Annotated in this window: 20 protein-coding genes; 8 read left to right on the top strand and 12 right to left on the bottom strand. The window is 65.4% G+C overall.

Annotation, left to right across the window (positions count from 1 at the left end; genetic code table 11):
- Positions 1 to 115: 115 nt before the first annotated feature.
- Together HZR81_RS15600 and HZR81_RS15595 are read right to left on the bottom strand one after the other, a co-directional pair.
- A complete protein-coding gene (locus HZR81_RS15600) occupies positions 116 to 358 on the bottom strand; it encodes a hypothetical protein (RefSeq protein WP_046617387.1) in 243 nt (80 codons plus the stop codon).
- A 71-nt stretch (positions 359 to 429) separates the two neighbouring features.
- Positions 430 to 858, bottom strand: a complete 429-nt coding sequence (locus HZR81_RS15595) for a DNA methylase (RefSeq protein WP_500128642.1) — start codon at positions 856 to 858, stop codon at positions 430 to 432.
- Positions 859 to 1,229: 371 nt separating this feature from the next.
- On the opposite strand from HZR81_RS15595, the gene HZR81_RS15590 reads away from it, so the two are divergent.
- The 3 genes from HZR81_RS15590 (at position 1,230) to HZR81_RS15580 (ending at position 4,748) form a co-directional block, all read left to right on the top strand.
- Complete coding sequence (locus tag HZR81_RS15590) at positions 1,230 to 2,183, top strand: TAXI family TRAP transporter solute-binding subunit (protein WP_500128641.1); 954 nt, start codon at positions 1,230 to 1,232, stop codon at positions 2,181 to 2,183.
- A 136-nt stretch (positions 2,184 to 2,319) separates the two neighbouring features.
- Positions 2,320 to 4,344 carry a TRAP transporter permease gene (locus tag HZR81_RS15585; RefSeq protein ID WP_500128640.1) on the top strand — a complete coding sequence of 675 codons (2,025 nt, stop codon included), beginning with the start codon at positions 2,320 to 2,322 and terminating at the stop codon, positions 4,342 to 4,344.
- Positions 4,341 to 4,748: a DUF1850 domain-containing protein gene (locus HZR81_RS15580; RefSeq protein ID WP_125867457.1), complete on the top strand. Its 408-nt coding sequence runs from the start codon at positions 4,341 to 4,343 to the stop codon at positions 4,746 to 4,748. Before HZR81_RS15585 ends, HZR81_RS15580 begins: the two co-directional genes overlap by 4 nt.
- Positions 4,749 to 5,716: 968 nt before the next feature.
- On the opposite strand, the gene HZR81_RS15575 is transcribed toward HZR81_RS15580, so the two are convergent.
- The 3 genes from HZR81_RS15575 to HZR81_RS15565 form a co-directional block, all read right to left on the bottom strand.
- Entirely contained in the window at positions 5,717 to 6,436 is a 720-nt protein-coding gene (locus HZR81_RS15575; protein ID WP_500128639.1) for a ferritin-like domain-containing protein, read from the bottom strand.
- A 10-nt stretch (positions 6,437 to 6,446) separates the two neighbouring features.
- A complete protein-coding gene (locus HZR81_RS15570) occupies positions 6,447 to 7,616 on the bottom strand; it encodes a hypothetical protein (RefSeq protein ID WP_011915130.1) in 1,170 nt (389 codons plus the stop codon).
- A gap of 216 nt (positions 7,617 to 7,832) precedes the next feature.
- Complete coding sequence (locus HZR81_RS15565) at positions 7,833 to 8,891, bottom strand: aminopeptidase (protein WP_500128638.1); 1,059 nt, start codon at positions 8,889 to 8,891, stop codon at positions 7,833 to 7,835.
- 142 nt (positions 8,892 to 9,033) lie between these two features.
- Here HZR81_RS15565 and HZR81_RS15560 point away from each other — a divergent pair, with 142 nt between their 5' ends.
- The 4 genes from HZR81_RS15560 (at position 9,034) to HZR81_RS15545 (ending at position 12,487) form a co-directional block, all read left to right on the top strand.
- Positions 9,034 to 9,459 carry a PA0061/PA0062 family lipoprotein gene (locus tag HZR81_RS15560; RefSeq protein WP_011915132.1) on the top strand — a complete coding sequence of 142 codons (426 nt, stop codon included), beginning with the start codon at positions 9,034 to 9,036 and terminating at the stop codon, positions 9,457 to 9,459.
- Between the two features lie 94 nt (positions 9,460 to 9,553).
- Positions 9,554 to 9,970 carry a PA0061/PA0062 family lipoprotein gene (locus HZR81_RS15555; protein ID WP_011915133.1) on the top strand — a complete coding sequence of 139 codons (417 nt, stop codon included), beginning with the start codon at positions 9,554 to 9,556 and terminating at the stop codon, positions 9,968 to 9,970.
- A gap of 40 nt (positions 9,971 to 10,010) precedes the next feature.
- Positions 10,011 to 11,009 (top strand): LLM class flavin-dependent oxidoreductase, encoded by a 999-nt coding sequence (locus HZR81_RS15550; RefSeq protein WP_500128637.1) that lies wholly within the window; start codon positions 10,011 to 10,013, stop codon positions 11,007 to 11,009.
- A gap of 125 nt (positions 11,010 to 11,134) precedes the next feature.
- Entirely contained in the window at positions 11,135 to 12,487 is a 1,353-nt protein-coding gene (locus HZR81_RS15545) for a cation:proton antiporter (RefSeq protein WP_500128636.1), read from the top strand.
- A gap of 20 nt (positions 12,488 to 12,507) precedes the next feature.
- On the opposite strand, the gene HZR81_RS15540 is transcribed toward HZR81_RS15545, so the two are convergent.
- The 6 genes from HZR81_RS15540 to HZR81_RS15515 all read right to left on the bottom strand — a co-directional run bounded on the left by HZR81_RS15540 (position 12,508) and on the right by HZR81_RS15515 (position 18,648).
- A complete protein-coding gene (locus HZR81_RS15540; protein ID WP_003303828.1) occupies positions 12,508 to 12,723 on the bottom strand; it encodes a dodecin in 216 nt (71 codons plus the stop codon).
- A gap of 277 nt (positions 12,724 to 13,000) precedes the next feature.
- The gene (locus tag HZR81_RS15535; protein ID WP_500128635.1) at positions 13,001 to 13,216 is read right to left on the bottom strand and encodes a KTSC domain-containing protein; all 216 of its coding nucleotides are present in this window, start codon (positions 13,214 to 13,216) and stop codon (positions 13,001 to 13,003) included.
- The gene (locus HZR81_RS15530) at positions 13,213 to 15,018 is read right to left on the bottom strand and encodes an ABC transporter ATP-binding protein (protein ID WP_500128634.1); all 1,806 of its coding nucleotides are present in this window, start codon (positions 15,016 to 15,018) and stop codon (positions 13,213 to 13,215) included. The genes HZR81_RS15535 and HZR81_RS15530 overlap by 4 nt, the downstream gene beginning before the upstream one ends.
- Positions 15,015 to 16,169 (bottom strand): glycoside hydrolase family 1 protein, encoded by a 1,155-nt coding sequence (locus HZR81_RS15525; protein WP_500128633.1) that lies wholly within the window; start codon positions 16,167 to 16,169, stop codon positions 15,015 to 15,017. The genes HZR81_RS15530 and HZR81_RS15525 overlap by 4 nt, the downstream gene beginning before the upstream one ends.
- An 86-nt stretch (positions 16,170 to 16,255) precedes the next feature.
- Positions 16,256 to 17,476 carry a UDP-galactopyranose mutase gene (gene glf, locus HZR81_RS15520; RefSeq protein WP_500128632.1) on the bottom strand — a complete coding sequence of 407 codons (1,221 nt, stop codon included), beginning with the start codon at positions 17,474 to 17,476 and terminating at the stop codon, positions 16,256 to 16,258.
- Positions 17,464 to 18,648 carry a glycosyltransferase family 1 protein gene (locus tag HZR81_RS15515; RefSeq protein WP_500128631.1) on the bottom strand — a complete coding sequence of 395 codons (1,185 nt, stop codon included), beginning with the start codon at positions 18,646 to 18,648 and terminating at the stop codon, positions 17,464 to 17,466. Before HZR81_RS15515 ends, glf begins: the two co-directional genes overlap by 13 nt.
- Before the next feature lie 419 nt (positions 18,649 to 19,067).
- Between HZR81_RS15515 and galE the strand changes: the two genes are divergently transcribed.
- Positions 19,068 to 20,129 carry a UDP-glucose 4-epimerase GalE gene (gene galE, locus HZR81_RS15510; protein WP_500128630.1) on the top strand — a complete coding sequence of 354 codons (1,062 nt, stop codon included), beginning with the start codon at positions 19,068 to 19,070 and terminating at the stop codon, positions 20,127 to 20,129.
- Positions 20,130 to 20,191: 62 nt separating this feature from the next.
- Here the strand turns inward: galE and HZR81_RS15505 are convergent, their stop codons facing one another.
- Positions 20,192 to 20,743 (bottom strand): cysteine hydrolase family protein, encoded by a 552-nt coding sequence (locus HZR81_RS15505; RefSeq protein ID WP_152482021.1) that lies wholly within the window; start codon positions 20,741 to 20,743, stop codon positions 20,192 to 20,194.
- Between the last annotated feature and the right edge of the window lie 29 nt (positions 20,744 to 20,772).

Below are 20,772 nucleotides of genomic sequence, written 5' to 3'. Positions count from 1 at the left end.
CCATGGGTCCGTTGCATGGCGAAACGTCGGGCAGGGCCTCCGACGCGTGGAAAACGCTTCGCGGTTTTCCACCCTACAGCCATGAAGCATGAAGCGGTTTCCGGGCTGACGTCGGCTAGCGCCCCGGCTGCGGGCGGAAACCCGGCACGCTGCTCGGGCGCTCGATCCGCGCGGCCGGCATGCTGCAGTTGAGGTCACGGAACGGGCGACCGTCGAGTTTCTGCCAACCCTCGCCCGGTGAGGTCTGGCGGCAGATGATGGTGCCGTCGACTTTGCTCTGCCATTGGTAATAGGGCGCCGGCGCGGCGCTGGCGGCGATTGGCAGGAACAGACTGAGGACGAGCAGAACGATGCGCATGGCGGACTTCGGCGTTGCGATGGCGCCACTCTAACCCTTCGCCCGCGCTGCGCAAGTGCCGTCCAGCGCGCTCAGTACCAGACCCTGGCGGCCTCGCGCATGAAGATTTCCACGGTCTTCGGCCCGATCCCCTCGAATTCCGCCAGCCGCCGCTCCAGCTCCTTGCGGTTCTCGCTGAGTTCATGGATGCGCCCGAGCTTGCCGCCATATTCCTGGTTGAGCTTCTCGCAGAGCTTGAGCAGCCGCTCGGCGGTGGACTCGTCGTAGCGTACGTAGTGTCCTTCACCGAGCATGTCCACCAGTTGCTGCCAGCTGCAGTTGCCCAGTTTTCGCGGGGTATCGCGCTTGTGCTTGTCGACGATCACGCGATACGCCTCGGCGGCGATGTCCTGCTGGATGCGCTTGCCGAACAGAAAGCTGGCGAGAAACCACTTGAACAGCGCGTGCTCACCGTCACTCATGTCGATGCCCAGATCCTTGGCGCTGATTTTCGCGCTCATGGCGAGCCCTCCATCGAACGATTCGTCTGCATTCGAAGCCCGCGCGCCGGACAAGTTTCGCGCTCACTTCCGCCCCGATAAGCGGTTTCTTGCCGAGACCTCTCATCGCATAGGCGGATTTTTGCCTATCGCGCCTTTCCATGCAGGCAGCAGCCCTTGTAGCAGGGGCTTTGCGTGCCTGGCACGGCTTCTGCTACTAGCAATCTGATCGATGCTATTCCAACGACAAGAAGAGCTGCCAGCGATATCCATCCTCCGGATCTCTCCGGTGCCATCGCCCCTCTGCTTGCTCGTCTGGCGCGTTCCCGAACGCGGCATCGTCTATCGTCAACATGCTGCGTCAACCAATAAAAACGAAACGGAGATCCACCATGAGACTGACCAAACGCCTGGGCCTGCTCGCTGCCGCTGCGGCCTTCACTGCCAGCACCGCGGCCGTCGCTGCGCCGACCTTCATCAACATCCTCACCGGCGGCACCAGCGGTGTGTACTACCCGATCGGCGTGGCCCTGTCGCAGCAGTACAACAAGATCGACGGCGCCAAGACTTCCGTGCAAGCCACCAAGGCTTCGGTGGAAAACCTCAACCTGCTGCAGGCCGGCCGTGGCGAACTGGCCTTCTCCCTGGGTGACTCGGTGGCCGACGCCTGGAACGGTGTCGAGGACGCCGGCTTCAAGGCTCCGCTCAAGCGCCTGCGCGCCATCGCCGGTACCTACAACAACTACATCCAGATCGTTGCCAGCGAAGAGTCCGGCATCAAGACTCTGGAAGACCTCAAGGGCAAGCGCATCTCCGTCGGCGCGCCGAAGTCCGGCACCGAGCTGAACGCCCGCGCGATCTTCAAGGCCGCCGGCCTGAGCTACGAGGACATGGGCCGCGTCGAGTTCCTGCCCTACGCCGAGTCGGTCGAGCTGATCAAGAACCGCCAGCTGGACGCCACCCTGCAGTCCTCGGGCCTGGGCATGGCCGCCATCCGCGACCTGGCCAGCACCATGCCGGTGACCTTCGTCGAGATTCCGGCCGCCGTGGTCGACAAGATCGAGAGCGACGCCTATCAGGCCGGCGTGATTCCGGCCGGCACCTACGACGGTCAGGATGCCGACGTGCCGACCGTGGCCATCACCAACATCCTGGTCAGCCATGAGAAGGTTTCCGACGAAGTGGCCTACCAGATGACCAAGCTGATGTTCGACAACCTGTCGGCCCTGGGCAACGCTCACTCCGCCGCCAAGGACATCAAGCTGGAAAACGCCACCAAGAACCTGCCGATCCCGCTGCACCCGGGCGCCGAGCGCTTCTACAAGGAAGCCGGGGTTCTCAAGTAACCCAGCGCTGATAGACGGGCGGAGCGGGCCCTGCGGCCTGCTCCAGTCCGCTTCCTTGTAGCAGCAGGCTTGCCCGCGTCGCCTCGTTGGCAAGCCTGCTTCTACAGGCCCCACCTTGCAGTGAGAGAGTGATTCCATGAGCGAAAGCCAAGGGCTGCACGCCAGTCCCAGCGAATGGCCGAGGGCGCTGTTCTACGTCGCCCTGCTGTTCTCCATCTACCAGATCGTCACCGCCGCCTTTCACCCGGTGTCCAGCCAGGTACTGCGTGCCGGTCACGTCGGTTTCCTGTTGCTGCTGGTGTTTCTCTGCTACCCGGCGCGCGGCAACGGCAAGCCGTTCCAGCCGGTTGCCTGGGCACTCGGCCTGGCCGGTTTCGCCACCTTCTTCTACCAGTGGTACTTCGAGGCTGACCTGATCCAGCGCTCCGGCGACATGACTACCACCGACATGGTGGTCGGCCTGACGCTGATCGTGCTGGTCTTCGAGGCCGCGCGCCGGGTCATGGGCATCGCCCTGCCGATCATCTGCGGGCTGTTCCTCGCCTACGGCCTGCTCGGCGAATACCTGCCCGGTGATCTCGCGCACCGCGGCTATTACCTGGACCAGATCGTCAACCAGCTGTCGTTCGGCACCGAAGGCCTGTACGGCACGCCGACCTACGTTTCGGCGACCTACATCTTCCTGTTCATCCTGTTCGGCTCGTTCCTCGAGCAGGCGGGGATGATCAAGCTGTTCACCGACTTCGCCATGGGCCTGTTCGGCCACAAGCTCGGCGGCCCGGCCAAGGTGTCGGTGGTGTCCTCAGCGCTGATGGGCACCATCACCGGTTCCGGCGTGGCCAACGTGGTCACCACCGGCCAGTTCACCATCCCGCTGATGAAGCGCTTCGGCTATCGCCCGGCCTTCGCCGGTGGTGTCGAGGCCACCTCGTCGATGGGCAGCCAGATCATGCCGCCGGTGATGGGCGCGGTAGCGTTCATCATGGCCGAGACCATCAACGTGCCCTTCGTCGAGATCGCCAAGGCCGCGCTGATTCCGGCGCTGCTGTACTTCGGCTCGGTGTTCTGGATGGTCCATCTGGAAGCCAAGCGCGCTGGCCTCAAGGGCCTGCCGAAGGACGAGTGCCCGAGTGCCTGGGCCGCAGTGAAGGAGCGCTGGTACCTGCTGATCCCGCTGCTGGTGCTGGTCTGGCTGCTGTTCTCCGGACGCACACCGATGTTCGCCGGCACCATTGGCCTGTCGCTGACAGCCATCGTCATCCTCGGCTCGGCGATCATCCTCAAGGTGTCGTCGTTCGGCCTGCGCATTGCCTTCTGGATCGCCCTCGGCCTGCTCTGCGCCGGGTTCTTCCAGCTCGGCATCGGGGTGATCTTCGGCGTCATCGCCGCGCTGGTGGCCGTATGCTGGTTCATCAAGGGCGGCCGCGACACCCTGACCATCTGCCTGCACGCGCTGGTCGAAGGTGCGCGCCATGCGGTGCCGGTGGGTATCGCCTGTGCCCTGGTGGGCGTGATCATCGGGATCGTTTCGCTGACTGGCGTGGCCTCGACCTTCGCCGGCTACATCCTCGCGGTCGGCGAGAACAACCTGTTCCTCTCGCTGGTGCTGACCATGCTGACCTGCCTGGTGCTGGGCATGGGCATCCCGACCATTCCCAACTACATCATCACCAGCTCCATCGCCGCACCGGCACTGCTGGACCTGGGCGTGCCGCTGATCGTCTCGCACATGTTCGTCTTCTACTTCGGCATCATGGCCGACCTCACTCCGCCGGTGGCGCTGGCCTGCTTCGCTGCGGCCCCCATCGCCAAAGAGAAGGGCCTGAAGATCAGCCTGTGGGCGATCCGTATCGCCGTTGCCGGCTTCGTGGTGCCATTCATGGCGGTGTACAACCCGGCGCTGATGATGCAAGGCGGCGACTGGGGCGCCACGCTGTATATGCTGCTCAAAGCCGCGTTCGCCATCGGCCTGTGGGGCGCTGTGTTCACAGGCTACCTGGAGCGGCCCATGGCGCTGTGGGAAAAAGTGCTGGGCTTCGTCGCCGGTGCGGCGATGATCCTCGCCACGCCGATGAGTGACGAGATCGGCTTCGCCCTCGGCGCGATCTTCCTCGCTCAGCACATCTGGCGCGCCCGTCGCGCCGAGCCGGCGGCGGCGTGATCGGTCTGTGCCTGGGGCTGGCCGGTGTGGTGTGGGCCGAAGTGCCCACGCCCACCTTCACCCTGGCGTGGAACCACACGATCGAGAAGATCCGCTGGGAAGAGGATTACCGCGTGACGCCGGACGGGCTGCTGCTCGGCGAAGCGCGGGTCAAGGGTTCTGGTGCCGGGATGGAAATCCCGGATGACGCCGAACTGCGCGACGGGGCCTGGCACTACCAGCGCCAGATGCCTGCGTTGCCACTCCTGCGCCTGGGGCGAACCCCCGAGGCAGGAGATTACCAACTGTGTTTTGACCAGCGTTGCCACGCCATGAGCGAATGGCTCGGCCCGCCACAAGCGGACCAGCCGGCGCTGGAAGTCTGGGGCTGTACCGTGCAAACGGCGAGTGTCGGGAACGATTGACCGGCTCGCCGGTGATCGTTGAGGAGGGGTGTTCGCGCAGGCGGCACCCCTTTTTCTTTGGTTCTTTTCCGGCCAGGCAAGGCTGGGTGCGCTGGATGAACGGTTTGTTTGATAGCGCTTAGCGAGTCGCCTGAAAGTCTGGTTTCGCCCTGCTGGGCGAGTTTCTTTTGGCAGTCGCCCCAAAAGAAACCAAAAGGTCTTGCCCCTGCCATCCGGCCCCGCGCTTCGCGCGGGGTACGTTCGCTCCATCGCTGCTCCAGGGGTCGGCTTACAAGGGCCATCCATGGCCCTTTAAGCCTTTCGCCGCATCCCTGCGGCTCAACCCCTTACACAGCGATTCCACTCACCCTCCTGATGGGGCGCTTGCGTATCGCCTGATACTCTGTGCGAACAACAGCAAGAACATGAGAAGCCCTAGGACTCTCGGGAGCCACTACTGCAATCCTATGGCAGACGCATTGAGCAGCGCGGTAGCGCGGTAGCGCGGTAGCGCCGGGGGCAGCTTTCTACTCAGGGGCTTGGGGACAATTAACGAATTCTTGGCTTGGCTTTAATAACGCTTTTTGTGCACAGGGATTCAGGCGACTCCATACGCCCCTTCAGGAGGGTGAACGAAGCCGTCGTGGAGAGGGGCGAGCCGCAGGGATGCGGCGAGAGCCGTAAAGGGCCATGGATGGCCCTTGTACGGCGACCCTCGGAACGGCGGCGTAGGGAACGAACCCGGAGCGAAGCGCAGGGCCGGATGCAGGGGCAAAGCGTTTTTGGTTACTTTTTCCGCGCCTGGAAAAAGTGACTCGCCCAGCAGGGCGAAACCAAACTCCCAAGCAGCTCGCAAATAGTTCCAAAAACTCAACACTCAACAGCCCAAGATCGTTCCCTCCTAACGCCGCACCACCCTTTTCCCCGACCAAAAAAAAGACGCACACCCCTTTCGGTGGTGTGCGCCAAAGCGTCCCGCTCGCACGCTGTTACTTGGTTTGCATGATCAGATCCCGACGCATCAGCGTCTTGATCTTCACCAGATGGTCGTCTTCCTGAGTCTTGGCATGACCGAAGCTGTCGGCGATGTTCGGATGACCGGCCGCCTGCGCCAGTTCGATCAGCAGTTCCCAGGCGGCGTTGTCAGCCAGCTCGGCCGTCAGCAGTGCGTTCATGCACTGCGCGACGTTGGTCCGCGGATCGGTCAGCACCTGCATGATGCCCATCGCCATGACCCCGGCGACATCTGCGCTCGGCGTCTGCGCGGTGGGGTCGGCGCCGAGTTTTTCCATCGCCGTATGCACCAGCATCATGTGCTCGAACTCTTCGTCGCGGATGTGCTGCAGCACGCCCACCAGGTCGTTGCCCGAGTCGAGGTTGCGCGCCTTGGCGATCATCGCCTCGTACAGGCGCACGCCGTTGCGTTCGAAGGCCAGGCGCTCGCCGAGCTTGTCGATGAACACCTCGGGGCTCTTGCCCTTCATCATGTCGAAGCTGGTCTTGAGCATGCCCTTGGCCGAGCCAGGCACCGGCACGGAGCCGATGCGGTCGGCCTCGGCGGCCCGTTCGGTGCGCTCGACCAGCATGCCGCGCTCATCGCCCGGCACGTCCGGGTGGATGTCGTTGACCGCGTCGAGCAGGCGCTTGGTGTCCTTCGGGGACATCTGCACGCCGGTGAAGTTGGAACCCACTTTCGCTGCAGTAGCCATGTTCGTCTCCTCAGGAAGCCTTGCGCATCAGTTCGCCACCCGGCGCCCACTGGTAACCCGCCGAGACGATGTCCGAGGCGAGCCCTTGCGAGGCGAGGTGGTTGCGGTAATCGAGCGAGGACTGCGGCTCCTTGCCCTTGTCCACGTAGGCGGGGCCGGCGGTACGCAGGTTGACCTCGGCGGCCAGTACTTGGCGCACGAAATCGCGCTGGCTCTTGAACTCGACCATCTTCGGCAGCGGGCCGGCGAGGACCTCGGCCGGGTCGCGGCCTTCGAGCTTCTTGAACCATTCGCAGGCGACATTGAGGTGGCCCAGCTCATAGTCGAGGAAGCGCTCCCACATGGCCTTGATGCGCGGGTTGGTCTCCTGCTCGGCGCAGCTGGCGTACATGTAGACCTCCATCGCTTCGTGCACCAGCCACTTCTCCATATGGCTCTCGCTCGGGTCGGACAGCGCGCCGTACTGGGTCACGTGCTGCTCTTCCACCGAGGCGATTTCGGCATACAGCTGGCGCGCCAGCGGGTCGGCGAACAGCGGGCCGATGTTCATGTAGTAGTCGTGGGTCTGGTATTCCGCGCCGGTGATAAGCGCCGCGTGGATCTTGGTAATGAGCGCGGCGGAGTTCTTCTCGTAGTTGTCGCGGATGTCGTTTTCCGGATGACGATGGTGCTCCGATGTTTTCCGCCCGGGCACGATATCGGTATAGCCCTGCAGGATGTTGTTGGCATCCTTGCCCTCGAGGCGATCGAGCATCGCCGAGTAGCGGTACAGGTGATCGAAGTCTTCCAGCAGGCCGAAGCGATAGGTCTGCGCCTGGTAGGGGTCGGGCTCATTCTGCGCCACGGCCGCGGTCACCTCGATGGCCACCTGTTCGTAGGCGACGGTGGTTTCCAGCGGCGAGTGGTCGGCGCCGATCAGCCAGTTGACCATGGTCGCCTGGTGTTGCTCGACGCGGCGGATCTCGGCCAGCGGCAGGCGCAGCTCCTTGTTGAAGCGCGCAATGCCGTGCTTGAGGCGCAGGGCGTCGGTCTCGACGCCGTTCATGAGGATGATGCGCACACGGGTAAACGCATCGTCATCGAGTTTGCTGATCGGCTTGCCGGCCATTTCCTTCCATGTGAACTTCTGCTTCTCCAGTGGCGTGCCTTTGTTATCGAGAATTCCGGAAATGGTCTCCATGGAGCCTCCGTTGCTATGCGTGGGTATCAGGCATGAGGGATCGCCGCCGTATGAAATCGGCGACCTAGTAAAGAGGACCGGAGGGTTCGAAAAACGATTCGCACCGTTCAGCGGACAGGCGTATCGCTGCCGATGAACGGCAGATCGGGGATTTTCGACGCAAGAGCCATGACGGCGCGTAACGCCCGCGGCAACAGGCCGCGCCGTTTCGCTTGTTCAGTCGGCCAGTTTTGAAAGTTTGGCTTCCCGCTCGTCGGCAGGCAGTTCCGTGAGCGCCGCGACCGCCTGGTGAAAGCGCGCCCAGTCCCGCTCGCACCGCTCGAACAACTCGGCAAAGCTCGGCACCCAGCGGTCATACAGGCCGAACGGCAAGAGCGTGGCGTTGTTCAGCGGCTGGGCGAACCAGCGATCGAAGCGCCTATCGCCGTTCCACTGGCTGTCACGCAAGTGTCGATAGCGCTGACGCAGCGTCGCGAACTCGGCCTGCTTCAGCGCGCGCATCTCGCCTGGCGAGCGACCCGAGGCATACAGCCGGTCGAGGCGCTGGCGAGTCTCGAGTAGCAGCTCAACCAGTTGTCGATAGCGCACCCGCGCCTGTTCATCCCGCTGTGGCAAGCCGCGATGCGCCCGCCACTGGCGCAGGCCCTCGCGCTCGACAAAGGTGGCGTAGGACTCGTTGAAGGCGGTGTCGCCGGGAAGATAGAGCTGCTGATGAGCCAGCTCGTGGAAGATCAGCGCCGCCAGCTGCTCGTCGTTGCGCCGCAGCATCGAGCTGAGCAGCGGATCGGCGAACCAGCCCAGCGTGGAATAGGCCTCGACACCCGCCACATGGGTATCCAGCCCGCTCAGCCGCAGCCGCGCCGCCTCGCCGCGGGCGGCACCCTGGCGGAAGTAGCCGCGATAGGCCACGCAGCCGGCGATGGGAAAGCAGTGCTCCAGCGGCTTGACCGAGAACTCCTCGGTGGCGAACAGATTCCACACCACATAGGGCCGACCGAGTTCGGCGTAGAGCCGATAGCTGTCGTTGTCCGGCAACTCCAGCGCCTGGCTGGCGAAGCGACGCGCCTGCAACACCTCGCCCAGCCGTCGGCGCAACGCCGCATCGCGCGATTCATCGACGATCAGCGCCTCGATGGGTTCGCGCTGGCGCAGCAACTCCAGCTGGCCGGCGGCGAGCTGGCCGTAATAACTGCAACCATTCAGACAGACGGCAAGCAGCAGGGGAACCCAGCGCAGGCTGCGGCTGTCGATGGAGGCGGCGTTGGGCTTGAGCATCGGGTGTACCGCTCAGTTGTCGGACTGGCGCCAGCGCGCGTAGCGCACCCTACAAAGGCCGTGCTGCCGATTGCAACCTGCGGCAGCGCATGACGCCCAATCGAACCCTCGCCGGCCATGATCACCGGCTGGAGCCTTGTACATGCGCGGTTTCCTTCTCGTCACTCTGCTCGCCAGCCTGGCCGGCTGCTCCATGTGGATGCCCAAGCCCGATCCCGAGCAGGCCTGGATCGAGCTCAACCCGAACGGCGAAACCCAGCTGCAGGCGGTGGCCGTGGATGGCAAGACACTGGAAGACGACCGCTATTTCCAGGTTCAGCCTGGCAGCCGCAAGCTGGAGATGCGCTACCGCTTCGAGGTCAATGGCGCCAATGTCGGCCCCGGCAGCAACCCGCTGCCGCGCGACTGCAAGCTGACCCTGGAATACGACAAGTTCACCGCCGGCGCGCGCTATCGCCTGGTGGCCGGCGGCTATGGCTTCCGGCCCTGGGCCAAGCTCTACGACCAGCACCAGTACGTGCTGGCCCGCGCCGAGGAAAAGGGCTGCGGCGACCTCGCCGGCCGCTGAGTCCGCGTTGAAATGCGCCGTCATCTGGCGCACCCTCGACGGCATCGGTGAGGCGCAGCGCTTCTCACCCCGCCATTCCGCCGAGGATCCAGCCATGCGTCGCGCACTCCCCCTCGTCCTGCCCGCCCTTCTCGCCCTGGCCGGCTGCGCCGGGCCATTGCCGCAACCCGACCCGAACATGGCCTGGGTCGACATGACCGCACAGCCCAGCGACATCTTCATGTCCGACCAGCTGGACGGCAAACGCACCCCCGACGGTCGCTATTTCCAGGTCCCGCCGGGTGCCCATGAACTCGAAGCGCGCTACGAATTCGAAGTGACAGGGGGCGACTTCGGCCTGTTCGGCGAAACCCACACCATTCGCTGCACCCTGGTGATCCGCTACGACGACTTCCAACCCGGCCAGCGCTACCTGTTCCAGGCCCGCTCGCTGGGTTTCACCCCGCAAGGCTGGTTGCGCGACGAACAGCGCAACGTGCTGGTCGAGGCCGAGGCCGAGCATTGCCACTGAGCCCGCTCGCACCCGACCGCCTTACGTCATGAGGTAAACGATGTCCCGCATTGCAAACACCCGCTTCTCCGCGCTCGACCTGGCGCCGATCCGCGACGACGGCACGCCGGCTCAGGCGCTGCACAACGCCCTGGCCCTGGCGCGTCACGTCGAGGGGCTCGACTTCCAGCGCTTCTGGGTGGCCGAACACCACAACATGGACGGCATCGCCAGCGCCGCCACCGCGGTGCTGCTCGGCTACCTGGCCGCCAACACCACGCGCATCCGTCTCGGTGCCGGTGGGGTGATGCTGCCGAACCACGCGCCGCTGGTGATCGCCGAGCAGTTCGGCACGCTGGAAGCGCTCTACCCGGGCCGCATCGACCTCGGGCTCGGTCGCGCCCCCGGCGCCGATCAGTTCACCGCCCACGCGCTGCGCCGCGACCGCATGGGCAGCGCCGACGACTTCCCGCAGGACGTCGAGGAGCTGGAGCTGCTGCTCGGTCCGCGCCAGCCCAATCAGCGCGTCATCGCCATGCCGGGAGTGAACAGCAACATACCGATCTGGCTGCTCGGCTCCAGCCTGTTCAGTGCCCAGCTGGCCGCGGCCAAGGGACTGCCCTACGCCTTCGCCTCGCACTTCGCGCCGCGCTACATGCATCAGGCGATCAAGCTCTATCGCGACAACTTCAAGCCCTCGGCGGTGCTCGACAAGCCCTACGTGATGCTCGGCGTGCCGCTGATCGCCGCCGACAGCGACGAGCAGGCCGAGTACCTGGTGACCAGCGTCTACCAGCGCATTCTCTCGCTGATCCGCGGACAGAGCCTGGTGCTGCGCCCGCCGGTGCAGAGCATGCAGGGCCTGTGGCTGCCGCATGAGCAGCAGGCCGTGGGCGACTTCCTCGGCCTGGCGCTGATCGGCGGCCCGGAGAAGGTTCGCGCGCGTCTCGACGTGCTGCTGGAGCAGACCCAGGCCGACGAGCTGATCTTTACCTGCGACCTCTACGAAACCGCCGACCGCCATCGCGCCTTCGAGATCGTCGCCGAGCTGCGCCAGTAGAAAGCCGGCCGCTGCCCTGACCGGTGGCGGCCTCACGCGGCACTGCCGGCGAACCCTGCCGCCGGCCACCGTTCCAATGGCATACACCCCTGGGCGCAACACCGCGCCCCGCCATCGGAACACGCATGAATTTTCTCGAATGGATGGCCGTACTCGGCGTCCTGCTGCTGATCCTCGCCCTCGCCTCGGCCTTCCTGCGCTGGCTGCCAATCACCACGTCCCTGATCTACCTCGGTTTCGGCGTGCTCATCGGCCAGCTTGGCATCGGCCTGTGGGAGATGGAATTCCTGCATATCGCCGGCTGGATGGAACACCTCACCGAAGTCGCCGTGCTGGTCTCGCTGTTCGTCAGCGGCCTCAAGCTGCGCATGCCGCTACGGCATCCGGCGTGGAAGAGCGCCTATGTACTGGCCGGGCCGGTGATGCTCGCCTGCATCGGTGGCGTCACCCTGCTCTGCCACTACCTGTTCGGCCTGAGCTGGGGTGTCGCGGTGCTGATCGGGGCGATCCTGGCGCCCACCGATCCGGTACTGGCGAGCCTGGTGCAGGTCAACGATGCCCGCGACAGCGACCGCCTGCGCTACGGCCTGTCCGGCGAGGCGGGCTTCAACGATGGCACCGCGTTTCCCTTCGTGGTGTTTGGCCTGATGCTCATCGCCCAGGGCCAGCTGGAGGCCGACTGGGTCAGCGAGTGGGCGCTGCACCGGCTGCTGTGGGCGGTGCCGGCGGGACTGCTGATCGGCTTTCTGCTCGGCAAACTGGTCGGCCGCGTGGCCATCTATCTGCGCGCACGCCACACCGATACGGCGATGTCGCCCAACGACTCGCTGGCCCTGGCGCTGATCGCGCTGGCCTACGTCGGCGCCGAGCTGGCTGGTGCCTGGGGCTTTCTCGCGGTGTTCGCCGCCGGTCTCGGCCTGCGTCACGCGGAAATCGCCGCCGCCGGGCGCTCCGAGACGCCATCCGAGGAGCTGATCAACGACGCCGTCCCGCACCTCGCCGAAGGCGGCCTGGCGCCCCGCGCGCTGTCGCTGGACGATCGCCAGCTGGGCCAGCCAAAGGTCGCCGCGGGCGTGCTGATGGGTGATGTGCTGGCATTCGGCGGGCAGCTGGAACGCAGCCTGGAGGTGTTGCTGGTGACCATGCTCGGGGTGCTGGTCTCGGTGCACTGGGACTGGCGTGCGGTTCCGCTCGGCCTGGCGCTATTCCTGCTGATTCGGCCGCTGAGCGTGATGCTGCTGATGCCCCGGCGCTACCTCGACCGCGCCCAGTGCCTGACCGCCGGCTGGTTCGGCATTCGTGGCATCGGCAGCCTCTACTACCTGAGCTACGCAGTGACCCACGGCCTGCTGCCGGACGAAGCGCAGACCGTTATCAGCCTGGTGCTATCGGTGGTAGCGCTGAGCATCGTGCTGCACGGGCTCAGCACCCAGCCGCTGCTGCGCCGCTATGAGCGCAGCCGCGCCGTCGCCGACTGAACGGCGACCGCGCATGGTCATCAGCTGTTCTCGAGGCGGAAGCCGACCTTCATGGTGACCTGGAAATGCCCGACCTTGCCGTTCTCGACATGGCCGCGGATTTCACCGACCTCGAACCACTCGACGTTCTGCAGAGACTTGGACGCCTCAGCGATACCGTTCTGGATCGCCTCATCGACGCTGTTGCGCGAGGAGCCGACGATTTCAACCTTCTTGTACGTGTGATGGTCCGACATGATGTCCCCTTCTGGTCTGAAGAGCCTCCGCTCGGGAATGACGCGTCCTGCCTGATTGAGGCCCGCAGAGCGCCCCGGAAGTTCAGCGCAGCGGTCGATCCGACGATGGCGGGCGGCGAATCGCCCCGGTGAAAAATGCCGCGCAGTTTTCCACCCTACGCATCCACGTTGTGCTCCGTAGGGTGGATGTCGCTCTTTACGTCCACCGCGCGGCCGCCCGGCCTATGCATACGTAGGGTGGATAACGCGCAGCTTATCCGCGCGGTTCCCGGCACGCTCACTCCACGCGCCGATAACGGTAATGCTGCGGTTTGAATACCTGGTTGAAATGCCGGCCCAGCGAGTCGGCTTCGAGCAAGGCCTGCACCGCTTCGGGCAGGACCGCTTCATAGCGATAGAGCGCACCGCTGCTGAATTCCACCTCCAGCACCTGCTGCTCGGGATCATAGCCGAGCGCACGCAGGCTGCTGGAACTCACCACGACACGCTTCATGGCACCACATCGGGTTGCTGGGTGAAGCCTTCGGCCTGCATGCGCCACAGGCTGTCGAACTCACCGCCCTGGCGGCGCAGTTCCTGCGGCGCGCCGTCTTCGACGATGCGGCCGTTACGCAGCACGATGATCCGGTCGAAGCTCGCCAGGGTCGACAGCCGATGCGCCACCGCAACCACGGTGCGGTTATGCACAAGGTTGTTCAGCGCCGCCTGGATCTCCGCTTCGGAATGGGTGTCGAGCGCCGAGGTGGCCTCGTCGAGAATCAGGATCGGCGCATCCTTGAGGAACGCCCGGGCGATGCCCAACCGCTGGCGCTGGCCGCCGGAAAGCATCACGCCGCGCTCGCCGACCAGGGTGTCATAGCCCTGTGGCAGCTCGCGGATGAAGGCGTCACAGAAGGCGCTGCGCGCGGCCTGGATCACCTCCTCATCGCTGGCATCCGGGCGGCCGTAGCGGATGTTCTCGCGGATGCTGCGGTTGAACAGCGCGGTTTCCTGCGGGACCACGGCGATCTTCTCGCGCAGGCTGTCCTGGCTGACGCTGCGGATGTCCTGACCATCGATCAGGATGCGCCCGTCACGCACATCATCGAGGCGCTGGATCAGGTTGATCAGGGTCGACTTGCCGGCTCCGGACGAGCCCACCACGCCAACCTTCTGCCCGGCCGGAATGTGCAGGTCGAGGTGGTCGAACACCGCACCACGGTCGGGGTAGCTGAAGCAGACGCCGTCGAAGGTGATATCGCCCTCGGCCAGCAGCAGCTGGTTGTCCGGGTCTTCCAGGCCATGGGGCTGGACGATGATGCGCAGGGTGTCGTCGATGGCACCGAGCTGCTGGGTGGTGTCCACCAGCGCCAGGGCGAGGTCGCGCGAGCCGTGCAGGATGCGGAAGGTCAGCGCGCTGACCAGCACCACGTCACCGGCGGTGACCGAACCGCCGATCCACAGCTGGATCGCCCAGATCAGCATGCCGCCGGCCATCACCGACAGGCAGATGTCGTGCATCACACGGGCCTTTTCCAGGTACATCCAGCTGCGTCGCTGGGCACGGGCCTCGTAGCCGATCTCATGGGCCAGGCGTTCGGCCTCGCGGTCGCGGGCGGAAAAGGCCTTGATCGTCCAGACGTTGGAGACCGCGTCCACCAGCTCGCCGCCGACCCGCGCCGACTGCGCGGCGAAACGCTGGTGTTTGGCCCGCCCGCGAATGCCGAAGCCGGTGATCAGCGCCGCGACGATGGCGACGAAGACGATCAGCGCCAGCGCCATCTGCCAGCCGACGGTGAACAGCACCACCACGGCGCCGAGGAAGTCGACGATCGGCGGCACGATCTTCCACGCCAGCCCGCCATAGATCGAACCGGCCGCGGCGCCCAGGGCGGAGATTCGATTGCCCAGCGAGCCGGCGAAATGCTCGGTGAAATAGCGCATCGGGTGGCCGGTCAGGTGCTTGAACAGGTCGACGCGGATATCCACCACGCTGGCCACCACGGTACGGCAACCAAGCCAGCCGCCGAGGCGCCAGAACAGGTTCTCGGTGACGATCAGGCCGATGAACAGCCCCAGCGGCCACCAGACATTGGCCGAGGCGCGATCACTGCTGCCCTGCGCCATGGCATCGACCAGCAGCTTCATGCCGTACTGCACCGCCACCGCGCAGCTGGCCGCGCCGATGATCAGTGCCAGCAGGCCGCCGAAATGCCAGGGCCGCGCACAGATGTAGTGCCAGAGGAAAGCGACCGGGCGGCTGGGTAGCGGCAGCTCGCCCGGCTTGGCCCGAGGCACGGCGGCCGCCTGGTTCACGGCGTGGCTTCGGCGAATTGCGGGGCCGGGCTGGACTGGCTGAACCGCATCTGCTGCAGCCGCAGCTCGTCGGCCAGGCCCTCGTGCACGCAGCGCTTGCCGTGCTCGTCGGGAAAACCGAGCAGACCAACCGGACAATGCCGCTCGTCCGCCCAGCCGGGGTAGTCCAGCACCGGATACAGGCAGATGCCTTCCACTGGCACCCCTGTCTGCATCGCCAGGCCGGCCTGCTCGCTGACGTAACGCAGCCAGTCTCCGCGCAGGTCGCCCTCGGCGCCGGTCTCGGCGATCAGCAGTGGGCGTTGGTAGCGCTGGTGGATCTCGCGCAGGATGCCCTTGAAGGGCCGGTAATCCGGGTTGTCGCGCTCGATGGTGCGGCCATCGCCGTGGTACCACTGGTTGTCCGAGTAGTAGTTGACGCCAATGATGTCGAGAAACTCCGGTGCGCCGCCGAGCCCCGGCCATTGCTCGCCGCAGAGCATGTCCCAGGCCTCGAACTGCGACTGGCGGAAACGCTCGGCATCGCGCTGCGGGCCGGGCCGGTCGTTGCCGGCGATCACATGGATGGCCGGGTCGACCTGGACGAAACGCGCCCGCGGTTCGACCGCGCGGATCGCCTGCATCGCGGCGATGGTGGCGCGCACCAGCTGGTGCTTGAGCTCGAAGCCGCGGCCGCGCGCCATGGGGTTGAAGTAGGCCTCGTCGCCACCGGCCCAAGCCCAGAAGGAAATCTCGTTGAGCGGTGCGTAGAACGGCACCTCGTCGCTCTCGTCCCTGATCAGCTGCGCCACCGCCGCGGCATAGCGGGCGAAGCGCTCGACGAACTGTGGCCGCCAGATGTCGATGTCGTCCGGCCAGCCGTAATGACAGAGGTCCCAGATCACCTGGGTGCCCTGGCGCTGCGCGGCCTCAAGCATCGGCAGGAAGCTCGACCAGTTGTACTGCCCCGGCGTGCGCTCGATCAGGTGCCAGCGCAGGCCGTCGCGCACGCTGTGCAGGCCATGCCGGTGCAGCTCGGCGTAGTCGTGCGCGGCCCAGCGGTCGTGGCCGGTCGCGGCGAGCAGATCGAGACGGCGGCCGTCGCTGCGCCGGTGGTTGGAACACTCGAAACCGCCAAGGAAAAAGCTCTTGAACAGACTGGGGTGATGCATCGCTGACCTCATGGATGACTCGATGGCCGCCAGGGCGGCCGAGGACTCGCCGTCCGGCGAGCCTCAGGCATAACGACCGCTGCGCTTCAGCCGAGTTGCTCGGGCACCGCTTGCGGCTGGCTCGCCAGCTCGGCTTCCTCGATGCGCTTGTACAGCGCCAGCGCCTGCCCGACCACCTGGTCCATGTTGTAGTACTTGTAGGTGCCCAGGCGGCCGACGAAGGTCACGCCCGGCGTCTCGTCCGCCAGCTGCTGGTAGCGCTTGTACAGCTCGGCGTTCTCCGGCCGTGGGATCGGGTAGTAGGGATCGCCCTCGGCCGAGGGGTACTCGTAGGTGATGCTGGTCTTCGGGTGGACCTGCCCGGTGAGGTGCTTGTACTCGCTGATGCGTGTGTAGGGCACGTCTTCGCTGGGGTAGTTGACCGTGCCCACGGCCTGGAACTGTTCCTGCTCGAGCTGCTTGTGCTCGAACTTCAGCGAGCGGTACGGCAGCTTGCCGAAGCGGTAGTCGAAGTACTCGTCGATCGGCCCGCAGAAGATCAGCTGGTCGTACTGCACCTCGTCGCGGATCTCGCGGTAGTCGGTGTTGAGCATGACCTTGATGTTCGGGTGCGCCAGCATCTTCTCGAACATTTTCGTGTAGCCGTGCTTGGGCATCTGCTGGAAGCTGTCGGTGAAGTAGCGGTCGTCGGTGTTGGTGCGCGTGGGGATGCGCGAGGTCACCGACTTGTCCAGCTGCGACGGGTCCAGCCCCCATTGCTTGCGGGTGTAGCCGCGGAAGAACTTCTGGTACAGCTCACGGCCGATGCCGTTGATCACCACGTCCTCGCTGGTCTGGATGTTCTCCACCGGCTCGGCGCGGCTGGCGAGAAAGTCGGCCGCTTCCTGTTCGGTGGTCATGTTCAGGCCATAGAGCCGGTTCAGCGTGGTCATGTTGATCGGGATCGGCACTTGCTGGCCATCCACCTGCGCCAGCACGCGATGCTCGTAGGGGCGCCACTCGGTGAACCGGGAGAGGTAATCGACGATGCGCTGGGCATTGGTGTGGAAGATGTGCGGGCCGTAGCGATGGATCAGCACGCCGGATTCGTCGTGGTAATCGTAGGCGTTGCCGGCGATGTGTGGGCGCCGGTCGACCACCAGCACGCGCTTGTTCAGCCCCGCGGCAAGGCGCTCGGCGAGCACGCTGCCGGCGAAACCGGCACCGACGATGAGGTAGTCGAAGCCGCGCCTGCGCGCCTGTGGCTGGCCGCCCGCGCCTGCGCCGAGACGTTCCGGGTTGCTGTCCTGCGGGCTCATATCACGCATTGCATCTTCTCCTTCATCAGGCTCCAGGTGTGATCCCAGGACATGTCGCCGAGGATCTCGTCGGCCTTGGCCAGGAGAGCGTCACGGTCTTCGGCATCGGCCAGGGCGGCTTCGCTGGCAGCGACGAACGCCTCGGCGCTGTCGGCGATGCGCACGATCCCGGTGTCACCGTAGGTGCGCACCACATCGGTGATCGGCGTGGACACCACCGGGCAACCCCCGGCGAGGTACTCGGGGGTTTTGGTCGGGCTGATGAAACGGGTCGACTCGTTCAGTGCGAACGGCATGATCGCCACGTCCCAGCCCGACAGGTATTGCGGCAGCTCGTCGTAGGTCTTGCCGCCGAGGTAGTGGATGTTGTCGCGTTGCGGTAGGTCGGCCGGGTCGATCTTGACCACCGGACCGATCAGCACGATCTGCCATTCCGGCTTCATCCGCGCGACCTGCTCGATCAGTTCGAGGTCGAGACGCTCGTCGATCACGCCGTAGAAGCCCAGGCGCGGATGGGGGATTTCCGCCTGGTCGTCCGGGTCATGCTGCGGCCGGCGCGCGGCGGCGAAGTGCTCGACATCCACGCTGCTGGGGAACGGATGCGCATTGTCGTGGCGCTGGCGCTTGGCCTCGTAGAGGCTGTAGCCGCCGGTAAAGACCAGATTGGCGCGACACATCAACGCCACTTCGCGCTCGATCAGCTGCGGTGGCGCACCGCGAAAGGCCGAGAGTTCGTCCATGCAGTCGTAGACGATCAGGTTCGGTGCCAGATGATTGGAGAACGCCAGGCTCATCGGCGTGTAGTACCAGAGCATCAGCTCGCTGACGCCGAGCTTCTCCAGGTAGCCATCGAGCAACTGGCGCTGCACGCGGGTTGCATCCTCCCCCTCGCAGCCAGCTGGCAGGCGTGGGATCAGCACCTGCACGCCGTTCTCTTCGGGTCGCACTTCCAGCCAGGGTTCGGCGTCTTCTGTGGGGATGGGTTCTTCGTGGAAGAGCACGTTGTAGTCGCGGGCGAAGCGCGACATCAGGTGCTGCGGGCGCTGGTAGACGAAGCTCCAGCGCAGGTGCGAGAGGCACAGCAGCGTCGGGATCTGATCGTCGAAGACCACTTCGGCCGGCGCCTTCTGCGCGTTGCGGGATTTGCCGATGTCGTACTGGAACGGGCCGGCCCAACTCATGTAGCACCTCATTTCGGTAGCCGTGCCCGGGCGTTCCTGCCCACTCACCATGCCACGTCGATGCCAGCGCTGCCCTGCGTAAGGCGTGTCATCGCGCCACGATTACGAGCCGTCAGATGGCCTGCAACCCGCGTCGTCCGCCGGTAGTGGACGGCAATCGGCGGTTCGGGTTCCCGCCAATCATCCGATAGCGCAGCCCGTCGGCCGTCCGGCGGCTGGATGGAACTCGCCAGAACCTTGCCCCGTCCGTATCAACAGGACGCCTTAACACCGGCACCGGAACCCACGCGCGCAGCTCGTCGTCGCCGTCCCGTTCCGTTTCGCCGATTCCAGATTACGGAGACTCATGCAGCGCCATTCACTGGCCAGCGGCAGTGTCCCGAGCGTGTCGAAAAGACAGCGAATGCGGAGGTAGACAGATGATTCTGGTAACAGGAGGGGCCGGCTACATCGGCTCACACGCGGTGCTCGAACTGCTGCAGGCCGGGCATGAAGTGCTGGTGCTGGACAATCTGTGCAACAGCTCGCAGGCCGCCCTGGACCGCGTCGAGCAGCTCGCCGGGCGACCGCTGCAGTTCGTCAAGGGCGATGTGCGCAACCGCTCGCTGCTCAAGGCGCTATTCGCTGCCTACCCGATCACCGCAGTGATGCATTTCGCCGGCCTCAAGGCCGTTGGCGAAAGTGTGCGCGAGCCGCTGCGCTACTACGAGACCAATGTCGGCGGCAGCATCGCGCTGTGCCAGGCGATGGCCGAAGCGGGCATTTTCAAGCTGGTGTTCAGCTCATCGGCGACTGTCTACGGCGAGTCGCCGTTGATGCCGATCACCGAGGACCGTCCCACCGGCGTACCGACCAATCCCTATGGCCAGTCCAAGCTGATGGCCGAGAACGTGCTCAAGGGCCTGGCCGATTCCGACCCGCGCTGGTCCATCGGTCTGCTGCGCTACTTCAACCCGATCGGCGCCCACGAGTCCGGGCTGATCGGCGAAGATCCCAACGGCGTGCCGAACAACCTGCTGCCGTATATGCTGCAGGTGGCGGTGGGCCGGCGTAAGCAGCTCAGCGTCTACGGCGACGACTACCCGACGCCGGATGGCACCGGCGTGCGCGACTACATCCATGTGGTCGACCTGGCCCGGGGGCATCTCAAGGCGCTGGAGCGCCTGCAACTGGTCCACGGTGTTTCCACGTGGAACCTCGGCACCGGCAAGGGTCACTCGGTACGCGAGATGATCACCGCGTTCGAGGCAGTCACCGGCCGACCGCTGCCCCACGTGATCAAACCGCGCCGCAGTGGCGACATCGCCCAATGCTGGTCGGACCCTACCAAGGCCGAACTGGAACTCGGCTGGCGTGCCGAGAAAGACCTGACCACCATGCTCGCCGATGCCTGGCGCTGGCAGAGCCGCAATCCGCGCGGTTACGCCGAGGAAAAAGTCGCCGCCGCAGAGGTCGCTTCGCAGACCGCCCTGGCCAGCTGAGGCCGGGCCGCGCGGCGAACCGCAGCGCGCGACAGGCACGACGAGGCAATCGCCCGGCGCGGCTAGTGCTCGGCCAGGTAGGCCTCGGTGGACTGCACCTTGGCGTAAGCGAAGGCCAGCGACGCCATGATCGCCGCATGGACCTGCGCCGCCGGCACCTGGGTGCCATCGAACTCCAGGTCACGCGACGCGCAGGCGTCATGGATCACCGTGGCGCTGAACCCCAGGTCGGCGCTGGCGCGGGTGATGGCGTCGATGCACAGATGGCTCATGTTGCCGACGATGGTCAGCTGCTCGATGCTGCGCCCTCTCAGCAGCGCTTCCAGTTCGGTGTCACGAAACGAGTTGACCTGATGCTTGAGGATCACCGCCTCGCCTTCGCGCACGGCGACCTTGGGATGGATCCGCGCGCCTTCCGAGCCCGTCGTGAAGAACGGAGCATCCGCCGAGGCGAACTCGTGCCGCACATGCACCACCAGATCGCCCGCGGCACGCGCAGCCTCGAGCACACGCGCCGCGTTGTCCGCTGCCGCTTCGATCCCATGCAACGTCCACTTGCCGCCCGGGAAATAATCGTTTTGGATGTCGACCAGAACCAACGCTCGCTTGCCCATCGCTCTCTCCTGTCAGCGAGCCCGTTGCC

Origin of the sequence: Pseudomonas sp. LM13 (assembly GCF_041381355.1) — a bacterium.
Taxonomy (GTDB): domain Bacteria; phylum Pseudomonadota; class Gammaproteobacteria; order Pseudomonadales; family Pseudomonadaceae; genus Stutzerimonas; species Stutzerimonas frequens.
Note: the sequence above shows the minus strand (reverse complement) of the source record. Positions and strands in the feature narration are given on the sequence as shown.

Excerpts from the sequence above, each read along its gene's own strand:
- HZR81_RS15600 (WP_046617387.1), bottom strand. The coding sequence starts at position 358 with ATGCGCATCGTTCTGCTCGTCCTCAGTCTGTTCCTGCCAATCGCCGCC.
- HZR81_RS15595 (WP_500128642.1), bottom strand. The coding sequence starts at position 858 with ATGAGCGCGAAAATCAGCGCCAAGGATCTGGGCATCGACATGAGTGAC.
- HZR81_RS15590 (WP_500128641.1), top strand. The coding sequence starts at position 1,230 with ATGAGACTGACCAAACGCCTGGGCCTGCTCGCTGCCGCTGCGGCCTTC.
- HZR81_RS15585 (WP_500128640.1), top strand. The coding sequence starts at position 2,320 with ATGAGCGAAAGCCAAGGGCTGCACGCCAGTCCCAGCGAATGGCCGAGG.
- HZR81_RS15575 (WP_500128639.1), bottom strand. The coding sequence starts at position 6,436 with ATGGCTACTGCAGCGAAAGTGGGTTCCAACTTCACCGGCGTGCAGATG.
- HZR81_RS15570 (WP_011915130.1), bottom strand. The coding sequence starts at position 7,616 with ATGGAGACCATTTCCGGAATTCTCGATAACAAAGGCACGCCACTGGAG.
- HZR81_RS15565 (WP_500128638.1), bottom strand. The coding sequence starts at position 8,891 with ATGCTCAAGCCCAACGCCGCCTCCATCGACAGCCGCAGCCTGCGCTGG.
- HZR81_RS15560 (WP_011915132.1), top strand. The coding sequence starts at position 9,034 with ATGCGCGGTTTCCTTCTCGTCACTCTGCTCGCCAGCCTGGCCGGCTGC.
- HZR81_RS15555 (WP_011915133.1), top strand. The coding sequence starts at position 9,554 with ATGCGTCGCGCACTCCCCCTCGTCCTGCCCGCCCTTCTCGCCCTGGCC.
- HZR81_RS15550 (WP_500128637.1), top strand. The coding sequence starts at position 10,011 with ATGTCCCGCATTGCAAACACCCGCTTCTCCGCGCTCGACCTGGCGCCG.
- HZR81_RS15545 (WP_500128636.1), top strand. The coding sequence starts at position 11,135 with ATGAATTTTCTCGAATGGATGGCCGTACTCGGCGTCCTGCTGCTGATC.
- HZR81_RS15540 (WP_003303828.1), bottom strand. The coding sequence starts at position 12,723 with ATGTCGGACCATCACACGTACAAGAAGGTTGAAATCGTCGGCTCCTCG.
- HZR81_RS15535 (WP_500128635.1), bottom strand. The coding sequence starts at position 13,216 with ATGAAGCGTGTCGTGGTGAGTTCCAGCAGCCTGCGTGCGCTCGGCTAT.
- HZR81_RS15525 (WP_500128633.1), bottom strand. The coding sequence starts at position 16,169 with ATGCATCACCCCAGTCTGTTCAAGAGCTTTTTCCTTGGCGGTTTCGAG.
- glf (WP_500128632.1), bottom strand. The coding sequence starts at position 17,476 with ATGCGTGATATGAGCCCGCAGGACAGCAACCCGGAACGTCTCGGCGCA.
- HZR81_RS15515 (WP_500128631.1), bottom strand. The coding sequence starts at position 18,648 with ATGAGTTGGGCCGGCCCGTTCCAGTACGACATCGGCAAATCCCGCAAC.
- galE (WP_500128630.1), top strand. The coding sequence starts at position 19,068 with ATGATTCTGGTAACAGGAGGGGCCGGCTACATCGGCTCACACGCGGTG.
- HZR81_RS15505 (WP_152482021.1), bottom strand. The coding sequence starts at position 20,743 with ATGGGCAAGCGAGCGTTGGTTCTGGTCGACATCCAAAACGATTATTTC.